Genomic DNA, 20,542 nt, shown 5'->3' with positions numbered 1-20,542 from the left:
TCCCTTGCGGGAAGAAGAAGAGCCGTGCTTACCCGCCGATCCGCCGCCTTCGCCATGCTTCGAGCGTTTCATCGACAATACGCTTCGGCGTGTGGTCGGGCTCGAATACCGTCTCGATTTCGAGCACGCTGAGTTTTTCAAGGAATCCGGACGGGGTCGCGCTGTGACGCAGGCGTGCGGCATCCTTGGCAGTGGTGACGAGGCCGAGATCCGCCGCCTTGGCGGTTGAGAGCAGTTCCGCCAGTTCGTCCTCGGCATAGACGTGATGATCGGGGAACGAGCGGCTGAGCGCCACCTTGCCGCCGGCCTCCGCCACCGTGTCGTAGAACTTTTCCGGATGGCCGATGCCCGCGAAAGCGAGCAGCCGTTTGCCGGCAAGTGCCTTGGCCTCGCGCGGCCGGGCGCGTGCGGCAAAGATCGGCTTGCCAGCACGTGCAGCCTGCCGCACGACAGCGTCGGCAGCGGTGCCCTCGCCCATCCTGAGCAGCGCATTCGCGTAAAGAAGCTGGGTGAGCACCGGTGCTCTGAGCGGCCCACCTGGGATGACACGCCCGTTGCCCAGCCCATAACAGGCATCCACCACGACCAGCGCGAAATCGATGTGAACCCGCGCGCTCTGGAAGCCGTCGTCCATGATGAGGAAGTCGCAGCCCTCTTTTTCGATCAGCATGCGTGCACCTGCGGCGCGGTTCGGCGACACCGCCACCGGCGCGTGTTCAGCCAGAAGCAGCGGCTCGTCACCGACATGCTTGGCCGCATCGTGGTGCGGATCGACGATATGCGGCTCGGCAAAAGAGCCGCCGTGGCCACGCGACAAGAATCCGGGTTTCAACCCTTGCTGCCGCGCATGCCCTGCCAACGCGATGGCGACTGGCGTCTTGCCGGAACCGCCAACGGTGAAATTTCCGACGCAAAGTACTGGTACGTCGATCTTTTCGCGTTTCGCGGAGCGCATGCGGCGACCAGCGATCGCGCCGTAAATCCAGGACAGTGGCGAGAGGGCACGAGTGCGCCAATCCGGCTTTTCCCACCAGAACGGCGGCGCTTCGCTCGCCATGCTCAGCGACCTCCCACCACCTTGAGGCGGGCCTTGACGACAAGCGGCTGGATATAGGGCTCCAGCGCCCTCTGCGTGGTGGCCAACGCGCCGCGCATCTGCTCGACGGTCGCCGCGCCCGCCGCCATCATCTCGCGGCGCGCCGTTTCATTGGTGAGCAGGAAATTGACAGCGCCGGCCAGCATCGGTCGATCACGCACCAACTTGGCGGCGCCGGCGTCCAGCAGCTTTTGATAGGAATCGCGGAAATTCTGCACGTTGCGGCCGGCCAGCACCGCTGTGTCGAGCATGGCCGGCTCCAGCGGATTCTGCCCGCCCTCGGAGGTCAGCGAACGACCGACAAAGGCGATCTCGGTGAGCCGGAGATAAAGCCCCATTTCACCGATCGTATCGCCGAGCAGGATGTCGACATCGGGCGTGATCTGGTCGTCGAGGCTGCGTCGTGCGACCGTAAGCCCCATCCTGGCAAACGTCTCGACAAGGTCTCCCGCACGCTCGGGATGGCGCGGCACGATGATGCTGAGCAGGCCGGGATGGCGCGACGCCAGCGTCTTGTGCACTTCGGCGGCGATCACCTCCTCGCCGTCATGGGTCGAGATGGCAGCCCAGGTCGGACGCCCGTCGATCTGACGGCTGAGCAGAGCAAGCTCGCTTTCGTCCACTGGCGGCGGCGGCGTATCCACCTTGAGGTTGCCGGAAACCGTCACCGGCCGCGCGCCGAGCGCCCGGAAACGCTCGCCATCGACTTCCGATTGAGCGACAACATGGGCAAGGTTCTCGAACAAAGCCTCGGCGATGTTGGAACGCTTCTTCCACGAAGCGAAGGAACGATCGGACAAGCGCCCATTGACCAGCACTTGCGGCACGCTGCGCGCACCGAGTTCCAGGATGGTGTTCGGCCAGATCTCGGACTCGGCGATGATGACGAGATCCGGGTACCAGTGGTTGAGGAAGCGGCTCACCGCCGGCCTCAGATCCAGTGGCACATATTGATGAATGACACGTTCGCCCAGCCGTTCCGCGACCAGCTTGGCCGAAGTGACGGTTCCTGTGGTCAGCACCACCGTAACGCCATAGTCGAGGATCGATCGGACCAGCGGCACCACCGCATTGGTTTCGCCGACACTTGCTGCATGCACCCAGATCAGCGGCCCATCGGGCCTAGGCTGGCTGGCGACGCCGTAGCGTTCGCGGCTGCGAGTACGGTCTTCCTTCCCCTTGGAAGCCCGCCACGCGACATAGGGGCCGGCGAGTGGATAGGCGGCCGAGCCGGCGGCGCGGTAGAGCGACAGCATCATGCGGGCCCACCGCTCGCTCATCGCGTATCCACCAGATGATAGGCCTTCGCCGTAACGGCATTGAGCGCATCCGTGAGTTCGACGCGCTTGCGCTCCATCTCGGCCTCGTCGGCGTTGTTTGCCACGAAGATCGGCTCGCCGGCCGCGACCGCCGAACGGCCAAACGGCAGGTTGATGGTTGTCTTGTCCCAGCTCTTCTCCAGCACCTTGCGGCGGCTAGTGGCAAGGGCCGCCGGAATGATCGGACGGCCCGACAGCTTGGCAAGCAGGATGACACCGAGGCCGGCATCGCGTGGCGTGCCATGCGGAATATCGGCTATCATGCAGACATTCTTGCCGGCCATCAGGGATTTCTTCAGTGCGATCAGTGCCTTGGCGCCACCCTTGTCGATATGGCGGGCATCCGCCCGGCCGCCGGAACCGCGCACGGTCTCGATACCGAAGCGCTCGATCACCTGTGCGTTGATCTCGGCGTCGGCACTGCGCGACACCATGGCAACCAGCCCGCGCTTCGAGGGGTAGAAGGCCGGCATCAGGATATGCTGGCCATGCCACAGCGCGATGATGCCAGGCTCGATGCCTTCATATTCCTTGTCGCTGAACTTGGCGGACTGGGCGAGGCGCGGATTGGTGAGCCGGATAAAGCGCATGGTCAGCGTGAACAGGCTGACGATCAGGCTCTTGACGAAACGCGACTGCGCGAGCGGCTCGCGCACTTTCTTCCACAGCGGCTTCAGCGCGCTGTTGGAGCGCTTCCTTTCGGCCGCGGGCCGATCAGCCTGCGGTTTCGCCACGTGCTCTTCCATCGTCACGCGCTGGCCTGGCCCTGCGGGTCGAGCAGGCGATGCAGATGCACGACGAAATAGCGCATATGCGCGTTGTCGACACTGGCCTGCGCCTTGGATTTCCAGGCGTTCAGCGCCGACTGGTAGTCGGGATAGATGCCGACGATGTCGAGTGCATCGAGATCGCGGAACTCGCTGCCGCCAAGTGACGTCAGTTCACCACCGAACACCAGGTGCAGGAGCTGTTTCTTTCCGTCTTCCCCGGTCATGTCCGTCCTTCACATCATGTGATTTGGTGCTTGGTCTAGACCAAAGCCGCTAATTTTGAAACCTATGAAACGCCTCAGCCGGCGTGGCCGGAAATCACGCTGGCCATCATGGCAAGCATTTCACCACTTCCGGCGGCCAGCGCACCATGACTGACCTTTTCCTTGCCGAAGGCAGGCGTGGAACCATGGCTGTCGACCAGCCGCCCGCCGGCTTCGCGCAGGATGAGCTCAGCGGCGGCGATGTCCCAGTCATGCGCATTGGGCTTGACGAAGGTGCCATCGAGGCTGCCTTTGGCGATCATCGCCAGCCTGTAGGCCAAGGAAGGGATGTAGGCCGTGCGCCTTAACCGCCCCTGCCAGGCCTGCGGCACCAGATCCTGGAGGGCTTTCGGGCCAGCCAGCTCTGCGACGGTCGGTATGTTGCGCACCTTGACCCGCTGGCCGTTGAGGAAAGCGCCTGTGTCGGGCGTCGCCCAGTAGGTCTCATGAGCCGCGGGGCATTCGAGCACGCCGGCGATTGATTTGCCGTCTTCGACCACGGCCACACTGACACACCAGAATTTCTGACCGTCGAGAAAACCGCGCGTACCATCGATGGGGTCGACGACGAAGACACGGCGCGCCTTCAGACGTTCCGGGCCGTCAGCGGTCTCCTCCGACAGCCAGCCATAGTCAGGCCGGGCGGCCAACAGCGTGTTGCGCAGATAGGTATCGGCGGCATAGTCGGCTTCGCTTACCGGAGAGGTCCCGCCCTTCATCCACACTTCAGGGTTCTTGCCGAAATAGCGCAGCGCGATCGCGCCAGCCTCGCGCGCGGCGTCGCGCAGCAAGGCAAGGTCTTTATCGGCGCTGGTGAGGCCGGCTGCGTCAACTTCCGGCAAGGGTCATTCCTTCGATGAGCAGCGTCGGCGCGGCGGTGCCATATTCGCGGTCGAGATCGTTGGCCGGCACGAGGCCAAGGAACATCGTCTTGAGGTTCGAGGCGATCGTCACTTCCGACACGGGATAGGTGAGTTCGCCGTTCTCAATCCAGAATCCGGAGGCGCCACGGCTGTATTCGCCAGTCACCATGTTGACGCCTTGCCCAAACACTTCGGTGACGTAAAAGCCGGTCTTCAGCGCGCCGATCAGCTCTTCAGGCGAACGCTCGCCGGGTTCGATGGCGACGTTGGTGGAGGACGGCGACACCTGCGAGCCGCTGCGTGCGCCACGGCCATTGGTGATCAGTCCGAGTTCGCGCGCGGCCGATGTCGACAGGAACCAGTGGTTCAGGACACCTTTTTCGACCATCAAAAGCTTCTCGCCGCCGACGCCTTCACCATCGAAGGGCCGCGACGCCTGGCCACGCCTGCGCCGCGGCTCGTCGGTCACGGTGATCGCGGCAGAAGCCACCTGCTTACCCATCATGTCGCGCAGGAAAGAGGTCTTGCGCGCCACCGAAGCGCCATTGATGGCACCCGCCAGATGGCCCGCAATGCCACGCGCCACGCGTGGATCGAACACGACGGTGATCGTACCGGTCGGCACCTTGCGCGCGCCGATGCGCTTCACCGCCCGCTCGCCAGCGCTGCGGCCGATCGCTTCGGGATCGTCGAGGTCGGCGAAATGCAGGCGCGACGAATAATCGTAATCCCGCTCCATGCCGGTGCCCTCGCCCGCGATCACGCTGGCAGAGCGAGAGAAACGCGTGGCGGCATATTGACCAAGGAAGCCATGCGAGGTGGCAAGCACCAGACCGCCCATGCCAGCACCGGCGGCGCTACCGCCCGAATTGGTCACGCCCTTGACCGCAAGGGCTGCCTCTTCGGCGGCAAGCGCGTCCTCGCGCAGCCGGTCGGCGGCGATTTCCGTCTTGTCGAACAGATCGAGATCGTTCGCGCCATTCGCAAGCAGCGATGGATCCGCGAGACCTTGATAGGGATCTTCCGGTGACACCTTGGCCATTGCCACTGCCCTTTCGGCAAGCGACTTCGGATCCGAGGCCGCGGTTGCCGAAACGGAGGCGACGCGATTGCCGACGAAAACGCGCAGCGACACGTCTTCGCTCTCAGACGCGTTGGTGTTTTCCACCTTGCCGAGCCGAACCGAAACGCTGGTCGAGCGGCCGAGCACCACCACGGCATCGGCAGCATCGGCGCCAGCCTTCCTGGCGGCGTCGACAAGCGCGGCGACGCGATCGGTCAGTTTCGAGGTGTCGAGCGTATCGGCCATGCTGCTTTCCTACTGTTTTGCGGCAGCGTCCATGCACCTGCGCCGCAGCTCCATCTATTGTCCCCGCCCGGTCTGCGCAATGCCGAAAGCCAATCCGCCGCAGTTCAGGACAGGTCGCTATGCCTGTGCGGGGCTCATGAATTGTTCGCTCCATCGGCACAGCCCTTCCGCGCCGGCGCAGAGTGCAGCTCCGCTTTCCGTCAGCGAATAGACGACCTTGGCCGGCAATCCCGGATAGGCCTGTCTTTTCACGAGCCCATCGGCCTCCATTTCGCGCAGTTGCTGCGCCAGCATCTTTTCACTGATGTCCGGGATCGAGTGCCGCAGCCGGCCGAACCTGCGCGGCGCGGCAGAAAGCGCACACAGGATGTCGATCTTCCATTTGCCCGCGACCATTTTCATCGCGATCAGAAAGCCATTGTCCGGAGGCTTGTCCATCCCCGTTCTCCTTACTGGCAGGTAACCACTTACGCTTCCGTGCGTATTGGCCTCGCCGCTTCCACCTCATAGCTCTCGGCCAACGGCAAGAAAGCCGCCTGTTCAGCCGATATGGAGTGTCGCAATGAAGCCTGCAATCACTGTTTTGGGAACCGGACGTATGGGGTCGGCGCTCGTCCACGCACTCTTGAAGGCAGGACACCGCACCGTGGTCTGGAACAGAACGTTGGAAAAAGCCACGCCGCTGGCCGCCGCCGGCGCCGTTGTTGCGCCGTCGGTGCAAGAGGCCGTCGAAGCGGCCGAAATCATCATCGTCAACGTAACCGACTATCCGGCGACCGCCGCACTGCTGCGCGGTGATGTCGCCACGGCTCTTCGCGGCAAGCTGGTCGTGGAACTGACCTCCGGTACGCCGCATGGTGCGCGAGACGTTGGCAAATGGGCCGCAGCGCATGGCGTGAGTTATCTCGACGGTGCGATCATGGCCACGCCGGACTTCATCGGCACGGAGCACGGCACCATCCTGGTCTCTGGACCGCGACGAGCCTTCGATCGGAACGAGGACATGTTTCGGGCATTGGGCGGCAACATCCAGCATGTCGGCGAGGATCTCGGGTTGGCGAACGCGCAGGACAGCGCCTTGCTCGCCCTGATGTGGGGGGCACTGTTCGGCGCGCTGCAATCCATCGCGGTGTGCCGGGCCGAAAGGATCGATCTCGGCGAACTGGCAAGGCAGTGGACAGCAACCGCACCGGTGGTCGAAGGGCTGGTCGCAGACCTGATCAAGCGCACGGCGGCGGGACGGTTGGCGGCAGACGACGAGACGCTTTCGTCGCTCTCTCCACATTATAGCGCGTTCCAGCATCTCGTAGAGCTGATGGAGGTGCGCAAGCTCGACCGCACGGTGGTCGATGGTTATGATGCCATCTTCCGGCGGGCGATCGCTGCCGGCCACCTGCACGACGATTTCGCGGCGCTGTCGCAGTTTATGGGAAAGGCCGGATAGATGTCGTTGACGCATCTCATCGACACATATTGCGCAGCCTGGTCCGACCAGGATGCCGAGCGGCGGCGAACGCTGCTGTTGTCGGTGTGGGGCGAAGGCGCGACCTACACCGATCCGACTGTTCATGCCGACGGCGCGAACGACCTGCTTGTACACATCGCGGGAATCCAGACGAGATATCCGGGCGCCCGCATCTCCCGGACAAGCGACGTGGACATTCACCACGGCATTGCGCGCTTCGCCTGGAAGTTCGTACTGCCGGATGGATCGTCCTTTCCAGAAGGTCTCGACATCGCCTTCCTCGATGCTGGTCAGGCGCGCATAACCCGCATCATCGGCTTTTTCGGACCGTTGGCGATAGCGTAACCCCGGCTTCATCTCGATCGGATATGTGCGAGGATGATGTTTGCGGCGGGCTCTCGCATGTGGTTGTGTTCCGATATCCCTATGGCTCAGACGCGAAAGGTTCGAACCATGACACCACCCTTCCACCTCGCCTTTCCCGTCCGCGACCTGAATGAGACACGCGCTTTCTATGGCGAGATTCTCGGCTGCAGCATCGGGCGCTCGTCCGATACCTGGGTCGATTTCGATCTCTACGGCCACCAGATGTCCGCGCATCTGCGTCCGGATGCAACTGCGGCACAGCGCGACGGTGCAGTCGATGGCGTCGCTGTGCCGATCCCGCATTTCGGCGCCGTACTCTTGATGGACGAGTGGGAAAAGCTCGCTGCGCGCCTCGTAGCCCGCGACGATATTGATTGGCTGGAACGGCCGATGGTGCGTTTCAAGGGTCAGCCGGGCGAACAGGCCACGCTTTTCATCCGCGACCCCTCCGGTAACGCGCTGGAATTCAAAGGTTTCCGTTCACTGGAACAGGTATTCGCGCACTGACATCGGGCGAACAGCCGAGAAGCTATACCTGTGGTTCGCGCCGCGTTTCCAGCGCGGCCTCAACAGCACGCTTGACCTCATCCTTCACCGCGGCGGTTTCAGCCATCACCGCGTCGATCTTCATGAAATCGAGCACGCGGAAGCGCGACACCGGCGGGCGGATCAGGATATCAGGGTGGCACTGCGTCAGCTTGTTGGCGATGATCGACTGCATCAGCAACTGGGTCGCGCCGAACATAAGGTCGATCGAGGTCGGCCGCTTGCTGCCCTCTTCCGGGCCGCCGACGACATCGATTGCAATGGTGATGTCAGCGGATCCCTCGACCAGGTCGAACGGCACGGGATTGTAGATACCGCCATCGATCAGCATACGACCGTCGCGCATAACCGGCCGGAACACCGCCGGGATCGCCGCTGATGCCGCCAGCGCCGAATGCAGATCGCCGCTGTCGAACACCGCGAGCTTATGACCGAAATAGTCGGTCGCCGTCACCTTGAGTGGAATTTTCAGTTCCTCGAAGCGAGCCGGCACGATTTCCGGCAGGAAGGCCTTGAGGATGCGCTCGATGTTGAATTGGCCGACCCGCAGGCCGCCTTCCATCGCCTCGGCGAAGGTGCCAGGACGCGCGCGCCACATACGGCTCGCCACCTGTGCCCGCGTACCGAGGATGGAGCGTGCATAATCATGGATTTCGCGACCGCTCATGCCTGAGGCAACGCCTGCCCCCATCAGCGCACCGATGGAGGAACCGGCTATCGCGACTGGCTTGATGCCGAGTTCGTCCAGTGCCTCGATGACATGGATATGCGCGAGGCCGCGCGCGCCGCCACCGCCGAAGGCGACGGAGAACGAGGGGCTCACCCCTTGCCACCCGTGGTGAGCGCAGGCCCCACCACCAGGATTGCCGGATCGACTGACAGCAATTTCTTGGCCACGGCCTTCACCTCGTCGAGCGTCACGCCATTGATATAGGCAGCACGGCGCTGGATGTAGTCAATGCCGAGTTTATCGAGTTGCAGTTCCACCAGCGTGTTGGCGATGGAACTCGATGAATCCAGATTGTTGATGGCGTAGGCGCCGATGAGGTTCTTCTTCACCGCCGCCAGTTCCTGGTCGGTCGGTCCTTCGCTTGCCAGGCGCTGCACTACGTCGCGTACGATCTTCAACGTTTCGGCAGCGCGGTCCGAGCGCGTCGCCGTACCGACGGTCAACAGCGTCGAATAGCGGCGGTCGACCAGCGACGAGGAGACGCCGTAGGCAAGCCCGCGCTTCTCGCGCACCTCCTGATAAAGGCGAGACGTATAGGCCTGACCGCCCAGGATCTCGTTGAGCAGAGCTGCGGCATAGAAATCCGGCGCGTCGCGCGCGACACCCGGGAACGCCCATTGCAGCGAGGTTTGCGGCTGGTCGTAGTTCACGTCGATGGTCTGTCCAAGCTTGAGATCGACATCGGCGAGAGGCCGCAATTGCTGCTTTTCCGGCAGGCCGCCGAAAATTTCGTCGAGCTTGCGCTTCAATGTTTCGGCATCGATCGCGCCGACAACCGCGACATGCAGGCCATCGCGACCGAACATCGCCTTATGGAAAGCGCGCAAATCGTCCTGACCGATCGCCGTCACGCTCTCCTTGGTGCCGTTTTCCGGATTGGCATAAGGATGGCTGCCGTAGAGTACCTTGCGCCATTTCGCCTGGGCGATGGTTTCGGGGTTGCGCGCATTGGCCTCGATGCCGGAAATGATCTGCGCCCGGATGCGCTCCACCGGCGCGGGGTCGAAACGCGGCTCCTCGATCGCCATTTTGAGCAGGCCAAGCGCATCGTCGCGCTTCTCTGCCAGCATGCGCATCGTTCCGTAAAAGCCGTCACGGGTCTCTTCGAAGCTCATCTCGGCGCCGACATCGTCGAGCTTGATCTGGAAGGCATCGCTGTCGAGGTCGCCAGCCCCTTCGTCGAACAGGCCGGCCATCAGATTGGCCGTACCTTCCTTGCCGGCGGGGTCCTGGCTGGCGCCGCCGTCGAACACGAAACGCATCGTCACGATCGGCACGGTGTAGTCTTCCACCAGCCAAGCGGTGATGCCTTTGTCGGACTTCACCTCCTGGATGTTCATGGCAGCCGAAGCGGCGAATGCCGGCAGGACAAGGAAGATCAGGCCGAGCAGCAGCCGGATCCATAGGCTGGCATTGACAGGGTTCGATACCGGCATCGCTCAGTTCTCCGCCTTGGGCAAGAGATAGCCCGTCACCACCTTGTCGAGGAGCAGATAGCGTTGCGCAGCCGCCTTGACCTCTTCGGCGCTCACCTTGCGGATCCGCTCCGGCCATTCTTCGACATCCTTGATCGTGCCGCCGGTGGTCAGCACGTTGCCATAGATATTGGCCATCGAATCCTGGCGGTCGCGGGCAAAGATCATCGCGCGGATGTAGCGGTTCTTGGCTCGTTCCAGCTCGTCGACGCTGACACCGTCGCGCGCGATCTTTTCGATTTCCACGCCGACGGCTTTCTCGACATCCGCAAGCTTGGCGGTGCCGCGTGGCGTGGCATAAGCGGCAAAAACCGTATCATCCAGCGCCCTGCCCTGGAAACCCGCGCCGACGCTGGCCGCGACCCCCTGCTTGACGACGAGCTGCTGATAGAGGCGGCTGCGCGAGCCACCGCCGAGGATTTCGCCCAGCAGGTCGAGCGCTTCCGCTTCCCCTGGCTTTGCGGTGTTGTAGGACGGCACGACCCATTGCATGGAAAAATTCGGCACGCTGACGCGCGCGTCGGCGAGCGTCACCGAACGTGCCGTCGTTTTTTCCGGTTCCTTGGGGCGGATGCGAGGCGGCAGATCCGGTCCATGTGGCACCTTGCCGTAATTCTCCTCCGCCAGTTTGCGCACCGCCTCTGGCTCGACATCGCCGGCGACGACCAGGACGGCGTTGTTCGGCGCGTAGTAGCGATCGTAGAACGCCTTTGCATCGACCCGGTTGAGCTGTTCTATTTCCTGCATCCAGCCGATGACCGGGATGCGGTAAGGCTGGTTCATATAAAGCGTTGCGTTCACCGCCTCATCGAGCTGCGCCTGCGGGTCATTGTCGATGCGGGAGCGGCGCTCTTCCATGATGACGTCACGCTCGGTAGTCACTGCCTCGTCGCTCAGCACGAGGTTGCGCATGCGATCAGCCTCGAAACCCATCATCTGGCCGAGTGCCGAGGGCGGCACGGTCTCGTGGAAAGCGGTGAAATCGTAGGAAGTGAAGGCGTTGTCGTTGCCGCCGATATCGGCAACGGCCTGGTCGAGAGCACCGGCTGGATGATTGCTGGTCGCCTTGAACATCAGGTGCTCGAAGAAGTGCGCGATGCCGGACTTGCCGGGCGGTTCGTCGGCGCTGCCGATCTTGTACCACACCATATGGGTAACGATCGGCGCGCGATGATCTGGAATGACCACCACCTGCATGCCGTTGCCCAGCGTGAACTGGCTGATCGTGCTTTCAGGAGGTGCCTGCTCGGCCAGCACCGGCGTTGCCATCAAGACGCTCAGAGCAATTCCAGCAAAAGTGCGAAGCGGTTTTGTGTCCGGAATTGCGTCAAAGCAAAAAGCTAGAGCATTTCCGCATTTCCGTGAAAAGCGGAAACGCTCTAGCGATACCGCAAGCACAATGCGGCGCGGCCAATCTTTTCGAGTTCTCACCGACCGCTCCGCTTGACTGCAATCATGCGCTTTCGCCGATTCTCCTTGCGTACTCCTGCCCGTCTTGCCGCAAATAAGGGCCGAAGTCAGGCCGCTGCGCGAAAAGGTCCAAGTCAGGCCGCCTCGATGAAGCGAATGATGGTTTCGCCGTAGTTGCGTTCGTCGATCACCGAAAACCCCGCCCCTGGCTGGAACGGTATCGCAGCCGATTCCTCAACCACGCAAAGCGCACCCGGCATCAACCATCCGCCGGCGCGCGCGGATTGCAGTGCCTGTTCGCCCAAGCCCTTGCCATAGGGTGGGTCAGCGAACAGCAGGCCAAATGGTGCTATGGTACCGGCCTCTCCAAGCTTCGTGGCATCGCGGCGAAAGATCTTCGTTCGGCCGGTAAGGCCGAAGGCCTCGACATTGGAGCGGATCAGCCCACGCCCTTCCGCCGATTCCTCAATGAAGACCGCATAAGAAGCGCCACGCGACAGCGCCTCGAGGCCAAGCGCACCGGTGCCGGCGAAGAGGTCGAGCACGCGCGCACCCTCGAGCTTCTCGTCAAAACGATGCGCCAGCACGTTGAAGACGGCTTCCCGCGCGCGATCGGTGGTCGGGCGAATGGACTGATCACGCGGCGTCGCCAACGGTCGCCCGCGAAATTCACCACCGACAATCCGCATCAGCGCGACCTTGGACCTTTACCTGGCCCCTTGCCGCGCGGCGAACCGCCCTTGCTGTCAAAGGAGCGGCCACGCGGACCACCTTTGCCAGTATCGGACTTTTCCGGTCGCTCCGTCTTGGCGCCCTGCGGCCTCGCACCAGGGGCCATCCACACATTGGCGCGGCGCTGACCGGGCGGATCGATCGGCCGCTGCTCGCGCTCGCCCTTCTTCGGGCCACGCTCACCGAAACCTTTGCCGGAACCACCCTTGCCAAAGCCGCCACGGTCGCCGAAACCGCCACGATCCGGCTTCGTCGAAAGCTTGCCGAGCGCCTCGTCACGGCTGCCTTCGCGACGCTTGCGTGCCTTGATCAGGCCGCCCTCGCCCGCCGGACGATGGTCGCCATCGCGCAACGGCCGCGCACGCGGCGCATCTTCCTCGCGCCGCTCGGTGCGGCGCACCGGCTTGTTGGAGAAGGGGGTGGTGATGTCGGCGTCGAAATTGGCGCCGGCTTCCTCGATCAGCGTTTCGCCAAGCTGTTCGCGTAGTGTGCGGCCCTTGATCTCCTGCACATGACCTTCCGGCAATTCGCCAAGCTGGAAGGGACCGTAGGAAATACGGATCAGCCGTGCCACTTCAAGGCCGAGTGCACCGAGGATGTTCTTGACTTCTCGGTTCTTGCCTTCGCGCAGGCCAATGGTCAGCCAGGCATTGGTGCCTTGTGTGCGCTCCAGAGAAGCTTCGATAGCACCATAGAAAACGCCGTCGACGGCGATACCGTCCCTGAGGTCGGCCAGCGCCTGTTCCTCGACCTTGCCATGCACGCGCACCCGGTACCGGCGCAGCCAGCCGGTCGCGGGCAGTTCCAACACACGCGACAGCCCACCGTCATTGGTCAGCAGCAGGAGGCCTTCGGTGTTGATATCGAGGCGGCCGATCGTCATCAGCCGCGGCAATTCGGCTGGCAGCACGTCGAAAACGGTCTTGCGCCCTTCCGGATCGCGGTTGGTGGTCACCACGCCGGCTGGCTTGTGGAACAGGAACAGACGCGTACGCTCGATCGGCGGAATTTCCGTATTGTCGAGATGGATGACGTCATTCGCCGCCACGTTGAACGCCGGCGAGGTCAACACCTTGCCGTTGACCTTGACGCGACCGGCAGCGATCAGCTCCTCGGCGTCGCGCCGGGAAGCGATGCCCGCACGGGCCAGCCGCTTGGCGATACGCTCGCCAGCCTCGGTGGCCTCAGCGGAAACGCGGGAATGCGCGGCATCTTCGCGGCGCGGACCCTTGTCGAAGGGACGTTTCGGCGCACCCCCTTCGCGCTTCTGGAACGGCTTGCGCTCACCATCGAACTCGCGCTTCGGGCGCTCGAAACGGCGCTCGCCGCGCTCGCCGTTTTCATTGTCGAAGCGGCGCTCAAGGCGTCCGCCCTCGAATTTACGCTCGCCACGCTCGAAACGGCCGGGACGCGGATTGCCCGTACCTTCCCGCTTCTCGTAGGGCTTGCGATCAGGACGAAAGCCGCCTTCGGGACGCGGCCCGCGCGGACGGTCGCCACCAAAGTCGCGCTTTGGTCGCTCGGCATCCGCCGCACGGTCCTCGCGTGGCGTATAGGGTTTGCGTGGACCGTCGCGCTTGACGAAAGGCTTGCCTTCGCCACGTGCCCCCTTCTCAAAAGGCCGCTTGCCGAACGAACCGCCGCCTTCCCGCTTCTCGTAAGGCTTGCGGTCCTGCCGGAACTCACCTTCGGAGCGTACACTGCGGGTACGATCGCCGAAATCGCGCTTTGGCCGCTCGCCCTCAGCCGCGCGGTCTTCGCGCGGTGCGTAGGGTTTGCGGGGACCGTCCCGTTTGACGAAAGGCTTGCCTTCGCCGCGCGCACCCTTCTCGAAAGGCCGCTTACCGCCATCCTCGCGCTTCTGCCACGGCTTGCCGCCGCCCGGCTTGAAGTCGCCGCGAGGCCGTTCGCCTGCTGCCTTGTCGCCGTCAAAACGCTTGGCAGACGGCTTCTTGCCGAAACCAGGCTTTCCACCTTTGCCGGAATCGCGGCTGCGTGGGCCGTCTGTTTTGGAACCGCGCGACCGCGGCGGCTTGTTGTCTTTGTCGTCCATCTTGCCTTGCTCGCTAGAGCGGAATGCGGTTGGCAGTCTGCTCTATCTCTTTGTTTTACCGCATGACCTTTGTCCGAAAAGTCTGCCTTTTCGGGATCATGTTCTGCGCAATCACGGCGCCGCGCGTCGGAAACGACGCGTCAGGACGCTGTGACGCTGCTGTTGTGCGCATGATCCGGTTCGAAAATCGATATCGGTTTTCGAAGTCGCGCGCTAGATAACAGGATCGCTGCCGGGTGGCGAGGACTATTCTAAGCCCATTGGAGCGCCATGCGTCCATTCGGACGCGCGAAGGACGCTCTAACACTTTTGAAGCTGCGCAGCGTGCTTCCGAAATCGATTCTGATTTTTGGGGGCCGATGCGCTAAGGAGCAGAAATCGCGTGAAACGACCGGATTTCATGGCAGCCGCGCTGAAGGAAGCTGAAGCCGCCGCTGCGCGCGGCGAGGTGCCAGTCGGCGCGGTCATCGTCCATGGCGGCACAATTGTCGCCGCCGCAGGCAACCGCACACGGGAACTGTCTGACCCGACCGCGCACGCAGAAATGCTCGCGATCCGTGAAGCCTGCCAGAAACTCGCCAGCGAAAGGCTGACCGGCCACGACCTTTATGTGACACTGGAACCGTGCGCGATGTGCGCCGGCGCGATCTCGTTCGCCAGACTACGGCGGCTTTATTTCGGTGCCGCGGACGAAAAAGGCGGCGCGGTGGTCAACGGACCGCGCTTCTTCGCTGCTCCCACCTGCCACCATGTCCCGGATGTCTATGCCGGGTTTGCCGAGACGGAGGCCTCCGCCATTCTCAAGGATTTCTTCCGGGATCGCCGCTAAAGCAGCTCCAGGAAAATGTATGGCTTTCCGGAAGCACAGGGATCTGGAGCGTTTCATGGCTCCGCGAAACAGCAACCGCTCCAACGAAAAAACGCCGCTGACAGGGCCAGCGGCGTTATCGTGACGGCTTATCAGCAGCCTAGTTCCACCAGTCGAACCAGCCCGACTTGCCGCTCTTGGCCTGGGCTTCCTTCTTCAGGCGCCGTTCCTTCTTGTATTCGTCCTCGCCAAGCTCGCCCTGCGGCGCGGTATCGGCCGCGGTGCGATAAGCCGCCGGCGGATCGGTGAGGTACCTGCGAGTCGTCGGTGTGCTCTGTTGGCTTTCGGCGACACGTTTTGCCACTTCGGCGCGGCGGGCAACGGCTTGGCCGCTGTCCGGGGGCGGCGGATGGCTCGAACCCGATTCGGCCATTGCCCTGCGCACGGCGACCGGGTCGGTCTGCACGTCGTCGGCCAGAATGCCGGGCTCGTAGTTGGGGTTGTTTTCGTTGGCAGTCGCCTCGGCGCGCAGGCGCGCGCGGCGCTGTTCCGGCGATTCCGGCCACTCGCCGCTCGCAGTCTGCGTGATCGAATCCTGCGGCGCCGGCAGCGCTTCCCTCGTGCCAGCCTTCGGCTTCACCAGCGTTGCGCGTGGCTTGTAGTCGATGGCGTCACGCTTTTGAGGACGCAGCGAAATCGCATTTGAAACGTCGCCGAGCAGTTGTTCACCCGCTGGCGTCCCCGTGCCATAGGTCGGTGAACCCACACAGCCAGCCAGCGCGAGTCCGGACGCCATGAGCGGCACGAGAACCAACGCACGCGCGTGGTGTCTTTCGGTCATGCTGAATTTTATCACTCTCGACCTCTGGCCAGCCCCGGTGGCCCGGAAATGAAACATCATGCGCTCATTCAACGGGAATCCGGCGATAGTTTGTCATTGTTCTTCGTCGGAATGTGGGGTCTTTACCTCAACACCCGGTTAAGGGCAACGCCGGCCACCACACTGGCGCCGGCGCTGCATAAGCTGAAAAGACCTAGAGACGGCCGAACGCCTGCAGTTCATGCAAGGCTGCCGCATCGCGCGCCGAGACGTCCGGATAGGCTGCATCCAAGCCGACATCGGCGGTGTAGCGCCACGAGCGCGCGCATTTGACGAGGCCGCGATCTTCCGCCTTCGCGATGACGACGGCGACACCGGGAACTTCGCGCAGCGCAAAGGCATCCGCAGGTGCCGCATCATGCGAGATGACGAGGTCCGAGGTGATGCTGATCTCGGCGAGATCGATCCCGGCAAGCGCTGCTTCCAGGCTGGCATCGTTGAGGTAAACGATCGGCACCGCCTCGAGCGAAGAGCCGATGGTCTTCTTGGCGCGCTCGAGTTCCAGAGCACCGGTAACAACGCTGCGGACCTGGCGTACCTTGCGCCATTTCTCCGCCAGCGCATCATTGCGCCAAGCGGAAGGCACAATTGGCATCTGTTCGAGATGCAGCGATTCGGCCTGCGGGTTGCGATCCAGCCAGGCCTCTTCCGTGGTGAACGGCAAAAGCGGCGCCAGCCACTTCACCAGGCAGTCGAACAGATGGCGCACCACCTGCACGGACGCCTTGCGCTTCACGCTGGAAGGCGCGTCGCAGTAGAGCGCATCCTTGCGGATGTCGAAATAGAAAGCCGACAGTTCGACGACCATGAAATCGAGCAGCGCACGCGTGATACGCTTGAACTCGAAGGCATCGAAGCCCGAACGCACCAGCTCGTCGAGCTCGGCCAGTCGGTGCAGCATCAGCCGCTCCAGCTCAGGCATTTCGGCGAGCGCCACTTCGGCACCATCGTCATGGGCCAGCGTTCCCAGCATCCAGCGGATGGTGTTGCGCAGCTTGCGGTAGGCGTCGATGTTGGTCTGCAGGATGGTCTTGCCGAGCCGCTGGTCTTCCCAATAGTCGGTCGTTGCCACCCACAGTCGCAGGATATCCGCGCCCGACTGTTTGATGACGTCTTGCGGCACCACGGTGTTGCCGAGCGACTTCGACATCTTGCGGCCTTCCTCATCCATGGTGAAGCCATGGGTAACGACCGCGTCATAGGGTGCCCTGCCCCTGGTGCCGCAGCTTTCCAGCAACGAGGAATGGAACCAGCCGCGATGCTGGTCGGACCCTTCGAGATAGACATCGGCCGGCCATTTCAGATCGGGACGATCCTCCAGCGTGAAAGTGTGGGTCGAGCCGGAATCGAACCAGACGTCGAGGATGTCCATGACCTGCGTCCACGGCTCGTTGGCACGCGACCCCAGGAAACGCTCGCGCGCGCCCTCGGCGAACCAGGCATCCGCCCCTTCCTTTTCGAAGGCATCGACGATGCGGGCGTTGACCGCCTCGTCCTTCAGCACATTGCCGTCGACGTCGGCGAAGACGGCGATCGGCACGCCCCAGGCACGCTGGCGCGACAGCACCCAGTCGGGGCGCTCCTCGATCATCGAGCGCAGGCGCGTCTGGCCGGCAGCCGGCACGAAGCGCGTGGCGTCGATCGCGGCGAGCGCACGGTTGCGCAACGTGGTGCCGTCGCCGAGTTCCTTGTCCATATAGACGAACCACTGCGGCGTGTTGCGAAAGATGATCGGCTTCTTCGAACGCCACGAGTGCGGATACTGGTGCTTCAGCCGCCCGCGTGCGAACAGCGCATTCACCGCGATCAGCGCCTCGATGACGGCCTTGTTGGCATCGCCCTTCTTGCCGTTGTCGTCGATGACGCGTGCAGCGCCGCCCTCGCGATCCGGACCGAAACCCGGCGCGTCCTTGGTGTAGAAGCCTGCATCGTCGACCGGAAACGGGATCGCAACGTCGATGCCTTGCTTGCGCAGTTCCGGCGCCGCATCCATCCAGGCCTCGAAGTCTTCGCGGCCGTGGCTGGGCGCAGTGTGCACGAACCCGGTACCGGCATCGTCGGTGACATGGTCGCCGGCGACCATCGGCACGACGAAGTCGTAGCCGCCACCGAGGCCCTTCAGGGGATGAGAAACTGTAAAGCTACCAAGCTCTTCCGCTGAGACGTTGCGAAGACGCTTCATGGTCACCTTCGCCTTTGCAGACGAATCCTCGGCAAGCGCGTCGGCAAAGATGAGCCTCTCACCCGGTTGCGGACCAAAGTCGTTCTCAGCCGCCGTAACTTCGTAGAGACCGTAGGTAACGCGCGGCGAATAGGCGACCGCGCGGTTGCCGGGGATCGTCCAGGGCGTGGTTGTCCAGATGACGACATGTGCCCCGGCAAACTCGCCGGCCGCACCGTTGACCGGGAACTTCACCCAGATCGTGTCGCTCTCATAGTCCTGGTATTCGATCTCGGCTTCGGCCAGTGCGGTGCGTTCCACAACCGACCACATCACCGGCTTGGAGCCACGATAGAGCTGGTCGCTCGTCGCGAATTTCAGCAGTTCGCCGGCGATGCGGGCTTCCGCATGGTAGGCCATGGTCGTGTACGGGTTTTTGAAATCGCCGACGACACCGAGGCGCTGGAACTCGTCGCCCTGCACCTTGATCCACTTTTCCGCATAAGCGCGACATTCCTGGCGGAATGCCACCATGGCTGCGGGCTGCGTGAGATCCGGCTTGGACTTGCCTTTCGAACGGTAGTTCTCTTCCTCGATCTTCCACTCGATCGGCAGGCCGTGGCAGTCCCAGCCCGGCACGTAATTGGAATCGAAACCGCGCATCTGGAACGAGCGGACGATGATGTCCTTCAGGATCTTGTTCAGCGCATGCCCGATATGGATGTTGCCGTTGGCATAGGGTGGGCCATCATGCAGGACATATTTTGGACGGCCAGCGGCGGTTTCGCGCAGGCGTTTGTAGAGGTCCATATCCTGCCAGCGCTTGACCAGCACCGGTTCTTTTTCCGGCAAGCCGGCGCGCATAGGGAATTCCGTCTGCGGCAAATAAAGGGTTTTCGAATAGTCGAGGGTTTCAGCTTTGTCGTTCATCGATCTGCCATATGCGTTGCCCGGCGGCGCGAGCCTCGGGCGTTGAACTAAAGCAATTCCAGGAAAAGTGTGTAGCGGTTTTCCGTCCGGAGTTGCGTAAACATGTTCTGGAAAAAGCGCGAGAGCCCGCGCAAAAGTCCCGGCGGCTCCGACGACCTCAGGCCGTCCGGAACACCGGGCCACTAATTCGTATCGCGATGCCGCGAAGGCGCGAGAAAGCTGTCATGGCCGCGCTTTTAGCGGATAAGCCGGCAGGAATAAAGCGCTTCCCTACAGCAAGTGTCACGACGTTTGCCGATGCGGCGCAATTCGGGCCGGGACGAGCCGAAAAATCGGGGGCAAGAACCGGAGCGGAGCGTACGTCCAAGTACGTGAGTACCGGAAGCGCAGAAAGCCGTTATCTGCTGGCCGTCCTCGCCCGAACGGCGTGCGTCTAGAGCTTGAAGTCGAAGCGATAGCTGGTCGAAATGCCGAAGGTGAACTGGTCTTTCGAGCCGTTCTGCCTGACCAGGCTGGAATCGGCAGCTGGACCGGTCAGACGGCTGTACTCGCCGAACAAGCTGGCCGTGATAGGATCGGTCACTTTCCAGGTAACGGCACCACCGACGCCGACCGATTTCAGGCCACCACCCGGCTTGTATTCGGCAAGGCCGGTGGCTGCGGATTCGGCGGCGTTGACGCCGTAATAGGCATCGAAGTAGCTGGCCGAAGCAAAGGACATGCGCGGACCGCCGGAAATACGCACTTCGGGTGTAACGTCATAGAACGCATCGGCAGCGAAATCCGCGACGACGCCGTGATGCGCGCGGAATCCTTGCCGGACCTCGCCACGCACACGCAGCCAATCCAGTGGATAGAATTCGGCGAACCCGCCGACTTCCCCGCCCCACCGCACCGGGTCCAGCCCCTCCAGCCCTTGCGTATCGCTGTCGCGCCGTAGCAGGAGCTTGCCGTTCAGGCCGGCGCGGAAATTGCCGTTGTCGTAGAGGCCGAGCGAAATATTGTCGTTGCGCGAGGAAAAGCGCGTGTCGCCACCGGCCTTGCCAAGAGAGATGATCGGCTCGGCGCCAAGCAGATATTTCTTGCCGCCTTCGAAGTTCGGGGCGACCAGTCCGGTGACACCGACCTCAAGATACCAGTCGCCGCGTATCCAGCCGAAGAAATCACCTTCGGCACGCGCACCGGCCGGCGCAAAGAGAACAGCAGCGGCAATCGCCACCGGAAGGGACTTTGCAGGACTCATCACAACACCATGCACAACTCACCGTTGAATTGTCTATGAGGGCAGCTTGGTAAAATTTGATTTAAATCCCCGATTTTCAAACACATTCGGTTTCGGCTCCGTCACTGGACGTCATATTGGCAC

General features: G+C 62.8%; 19 protein-coding genes. 4 read left to right on the top strand and 15 right to left on the bottom strand.

Translation table 11 applies throughout. The features are described 5' to 3' along the window. Positions 1 to 28 precede the first annotated feature (28 nt). The 7 genes from lpxK to ACFWXH_RS12445 form a co-directional block, all read right to left on the bottom strand. Complete coding sequence (gene lpxK / locus ACFWXH_RS12475; RefSeq protein WP_379120546.1) at positions 29 to 1,057, bottom strand: tetraacyldisaccharide 4'-kinase; 1,029 nt, start codon at positions 1,055 to 1,057, stop codon at positions 29 to 31. Positions 1,058 to 1,059: 2 nt separating this feature from the next. Next, positions 1,060 to 2,376 carry a lipid IV(A) 3-deoxy-D-manno-octulosonic acid transferase gene (gene waaA, locus ACFWXH_RS12470; RefSeq protein ID WP_379120544.1) on the bottom strand — a complete coding sequence of 439 codons (1,317 nt, stop codon included), beginning with the start codon at positions 2,374 to 2,376 and terminating at the stop codon, positions 1,060 to 1,062. Beyond that, positions 2,373 to 3,161, bottom strand: coding sequence for a lysophospholipid acyltransferase family protein (locus tag ACFWXH_RS12465; protein WP_379120939.1), 789 nt, complete (start codon positions 3,159 to 3,161; stop codon positions 2,373 to 2,375). The genes waaA and ACFWXH_RS12465 overlap by 4 nt, the downstream gene beginning before the upstream one ends. 2 nt (positions 3,162 to 3,163) lie before the next feature. Next, the gene (locus ACFWXH_RS12460) at positions 3,164 to 3,409 is read right to left on the bottom strand and encodes a DUF4170 domain-containing protein (protein WP_054311030.1); all 246 of its coding nucleotides are present in this window, start codon (positions 3,407 to 3,409) and stop codon (positions 3,164 to 3,166) included. Positions 3,410 to 3,483: 74 nt separating this feature from the next. Beyond that, complete coding sequence (locus ACFWXH_RS12455; protein WP_379120542.1) at positions 3,484 to 4,290, bottom strand: 3'(2'),5'-bisphosphate nucleotidase CysQ; 807 nt, start codon at positions 4,288 to 4,290, stop codon at positions 3,484 to 3,486. Continuing rightward, the gene (locus ACFWXH_RS12450) at positions 4,277 to 5,620 is read right to left on the bottom strand and encodes a TldD/PmbA family protein (RefSeq protein WP_379120540.1); all 1,344 of its coding nucleotides are present in this window, start codon (positions 5,618 to 5,620) and stop codon (positions 4,277 to 4,279) included. Before ACFWXH_RS12450 ends, ACFWXH_RS12455 begins: the two co-directional genes overlap by 14 nt. A gap of 117 nt (positions 5,621 to 5,737) precedes the next feature. Further along, positions 5,738 to 6,058 (bottom strand): winged helix-turn-helix transcriptional regulator, encoded by a 321-nt coding sequence (locus tag ACFWXH_RS12445; RefSeq protein ID WP_379120538.1) that lies wholly within the window; start codon positions 6,056 to 6,058, stop codon positions 5,738 to 5,740. Positions 6,059 to 6,182: 124 nt separating this feature from the next. Here ACFWXH_RS12445 and ACFWXH_RS12440 point away from each other — a divergent pair, with 124 nt between their 5' ends. The 3 genes from ACFWXH_RS12440 (at position 6,183) to ACFWXH_RS12430 (ending at position 7,958) form a co-directional block, all read left to right on the top strand. Then, the gene (locus ACFWXH_RS12440) at positions 6,183 to 7,064 is read left to right on the top strand and encodes an NAD(P)-dependent oxidoreductase (RefSeq protein ID WP_379120535.1); all 882 of its coding nucleotides are present in this window, start codon (positions 6,183 to 6,185) and stop codon (positions 7,062 to 7,064) included. Further along, positions 7,065 to 7,430, top strand: coding sequence for a hypothetical protein (locus ACFWXH_RS12435; RefSeq protein WP_379120533.1), 366 nt, complete (start codon positions 7,065 to 7,067; stop codon positions 7,428 to 7,430). Between the two features lie 108 nt (positions 7,431 to 7,538). After that, positions 7,539 to 7,958 carry a VOC family protein gene (locus ACFWXH_RS12430; protein ID WP_379120531.1) on the top strand — a complete coding sequence of 140 codons (420 nt, stop codon included), beginning with the start codon at positions 7,539 to 7,541 and terminating at the stop codon, positions 7,956 to 7,958. Between the two features lie 22 nt (positions 7,959 to 7,980). Here ACFWXH_RS12430 and ACFWXH_RS12425 read toward each other — a convergent pair whose 3' ends face one another. From ACFWXH_RS12425 to ACFWXH_RS12405, 5 genes are all read right to left on the bottom strand, one after another. Then, the gene (locus ACFWXH_RS12425) at positions 7,981 to 8,820 is read right to left on the bottom strand and encodes a patatin-like phospholipase family protein (protein ID WP_379120529.1); all 840 of its coding nucleotides are present in this window, start codon (positions 8,818 to 8,820) and stop codon (positions 7,981 to 7,983) included. After that, positions 8,817 to 10,163 (bottom strand): M16 family metallopeptidase, encoded by a 1,347-nt coding sequence (locus tag ACFWXH_RS12420; RefSeq protein WP_379120527.1) that lies wholly within the window; start codon positions 10,161 to 10,163, stop codon positions 8,817 to 8,819. The genes ACFWXH_RS12425 and ACFWXH_RS12420 overlap by 4 nt, the downstream gene beginning before the upstream one ends. Positions 10,164 to 10,166: 3 nt before the next feature. After that, the gene (locus ACFWXH_RS12415; RefSeq protein ID WP_379120525.1) at positions 10,167 to 11,471 is read right to left on the bottom strand and encodes a M16 family metallopeptidase; all 1,305 of its coding nucleotides are present in this window, start codon (positions 11,469 to 11,471) and stop codon (positions 10,167 to 10,169) included. 275 nt (positions 11,472 to 11,746) lie between these two features. Then, entirely contained in the window at positions 11,747 to 12,301 is a 555-nt protein-coding gene (rsmD, locus tag ACFWXH_RS12410; RefSeq protein WP_379120523.1) for a 16S rRNA (guanine(966)-N(2))-methyltransferase RsmD, read from the bottom strand. Then, the gene (locus ACFWXH_RS12405; RefSeq protein ID WP_379120521.1) at positions 12,301 to 14,397 is read right to left on the bottom strand and encodes a pseudouridine synthase; all 2,097 of its coding nucleotides are present in this window, start codon (positions 14,395 to 14,397) and stop codon (positions 12,301 to 12,303) included. Before ACFWXH_RS12405 ends, rsmD begins: the two co-directional genes overlap by 1 nt. 382 nt (positions 14,398 to 14,779) lie before the next feature. Here ACFWXH_RS12405 and ACFWXH_RS12400 point away from each other — a divergent pair, with 382 nt between their 5' ends. Beyond that, positions 14,780 to 15,226 carry a nucleoside deaminase gene (locus ACFWXH_RS12400; protein WP_379120519.1) on the top strand — a complete coding sequence of 149 codons (447 nt, stop codon included), beginning with the start codon at positions 14,780 to 14,782 and terminating at the stop codon, positions 15,224 to 15,226. 139 nt (positions 15,227 to 15,365) lie between these two features. On the opposite strand, the gene ACFWXH_RS12395 is transcribed toward ACFWXH_RS12400, so the two are convergent. The 3 genes from ACFWXH_RS12395 to ACFWXH_RS12385 all read right to left on the bottom strand — a co-directional run bounded on the left by ACFWXH_RS12395 (position 15,366) and on the right by ACFWXH_RS12385 (position 20,419). After that, on the bottom strand, positions 15,366 to 16,046 hold the full coding sequence (locus tag ACFWXH_RS12395) for a hypothetical protein (protein WP_152979854.1): 681 nt from the start codon (positions 16,044 to 16,046) through the stop codon (positions 15,366 to 15,368). 193 nt (positions 16,047 to 16,239) lie between these two features. Then, positions 16,240 to 19,176 carry an isoleucine--tRNA ligase gene (gene ileS / locus ACFWXH_RS12390; RefSeq protein WP_054311044.1) on the bottom strand — a complete coding sequence of 979 codons (2,937 nt, stop codon included), beginning with the start codon at positions 19,174 to 19,176 and terminating at the stop codon, positions 16,240 to 16,242. Positions 19,177 to 19,609: 433 nt separating this feature from the next. Then, the gene (locus tag ACFWXH_RS12385) at positions 19,610 to 20,419 is read right to left on the bottom strand and encodes a MipA/OmpV family protein (protein ID WP_054311045.1); all 810 of its coding nucleotides are present in this window, start codon (positions 20,417 to 20,419) and stop codon (positions 19,610 to 19,612) included. Positions 20,420 to 20,542 lie beyond the last annotated feature (123 nt).

Origin of the sequence: Mesorhizobium sp. NPDC059054, assembly GCF_042739215.1 — a bacterium.
In the GTDB taxonomy this organism is placed as follows: domain Bacteria; phylum Pseudomonadota; class Alphaproteobacteria; order Rhizobiales; family Rhizobiaceae; genus Mesorhizobium.
Note: the sequence above shows the minus strand (reverse complement) of the source record. Positions and strands in the feature narration are given on the sequence as shown.

Excerpts from the sequence above, each read along its gene's own strand:
- waaA (WP_379120544.1), bottom strand. The coding sequence starts at position 2,376 with ATGAGCGAGCGGTGGGCCCGCATGATGCTGTCGCTCTACCGCGCCGCC.
- ileS (WP_054311044.1), bottom strand. The coding sequence starts at position 19,176 with ATGAACGACAAAGCTGAAACCCTCGACTATTCGAAAACCCTTTATTTG.
- ACFWXH_RS12430 (WP_379120531.1), top strand. The coding sequence starts at position 7,539 with ATGACACCACCCTTCCACCTCGCCTTTCCCGTCCGCGACCTGAATGAG.
- ACFWXH_RS12460 (WP_054311030.1), bottom strand. The coding sequence starts at position 3,409 with ATGACCGGGGAAGACGGAAAGAAACAGCTCCTGCACCTGGTGTTCGGT.
- ACFWXH_RS12395 (WP_152979854.1), bottom strand. The coding sequence starts at position 16,046 with ATGACCGAAAGACACCACGCGCGTGCGTTGGTTCTCGTGCCGCTCATG.
- ACFWXH_RS12445 (WP_379120538.1), bottom strand. The coding sequence starts at position 6,058 with ATGGACAAGCCTCCGGACAATGGCTTTCTGATCGCGATGAAAATGGTC.
- ACFWXH_RS12465 (WP_379120939.1), bottom strand. The coding sequence starts at position 3,161 with ATGGAAGAGCACGTGGCGAAACCGCAGGCTGATCGGCCCGCGGCCGAA.
- ACFWXH_RS12440 (WP_379120535.1), top strand. The coding sequence starts at position 6,183 with ATGAAGCCTGCAATCACTGTTTTGGGAACCGGACGTATGGGGTCGGCG.
- ACFWXH_RS12435 (WP_379120533.1), top strand. The coding sequence starts at position 7,065 with ATGTCGTTGACGCATCTCATCGACACATATTGCGCAGCCTGGTCCGAC.
- ACFWXH_RS12405 (WP_379120521.1), bottom strand. The coding sequence starts at position 14,397 with ATGGACGACAAAGACAACAAGCCGCCGCGGTCGCGCGGTTCCAAAACA.
- lpxK (WP_379120546.1), bottom strand. The coding sequence starts at position 1,057 with ATGGCGAGCGAAGCGCCGCCGTTCTGGTGGGAAAAGCCGGATTGGCGC.
- ACFWXH_RS12450 (WP_379120540.1), bottom strand. The coding sequence starts at position 5,620 with ATGGCCGATACGCTCGACACCTCGAAACTGACCGATCGCGTCGCCGCG.
- rsmD (WP_379120523.1), bottom strand. The coding sequence starts at position 12,301 with ATGCGGATTGTCGGTGGTGAATTTCGCGGGCGACCGTTGGCGACGCCG.
- ACFWXH_RS12415 (WP_379120525.1), bottom strand. The coding sequence starts at position 11,471 with ATGGCAACGCCGGTGCTGGCCGAGCAGGCACCTCCTGAAAGCACGATC.
- ACFWXH_RS12385 (WP_054311045.1), bottom strand. The coding sequence starts at position 20,419 with ATGAGTCCTGCAAAGTCCCTTCCGGTGGCGATTGCCGCTGCTGTTCTC.
- ACFWXH_RS12420 (WP_379120527.1), bottom strand. The coding sequence starts at position 10,163 with ATGCCGGTATCGAACCCTGTCAATGCCAGCCTATGGATCCGGCTGCTG.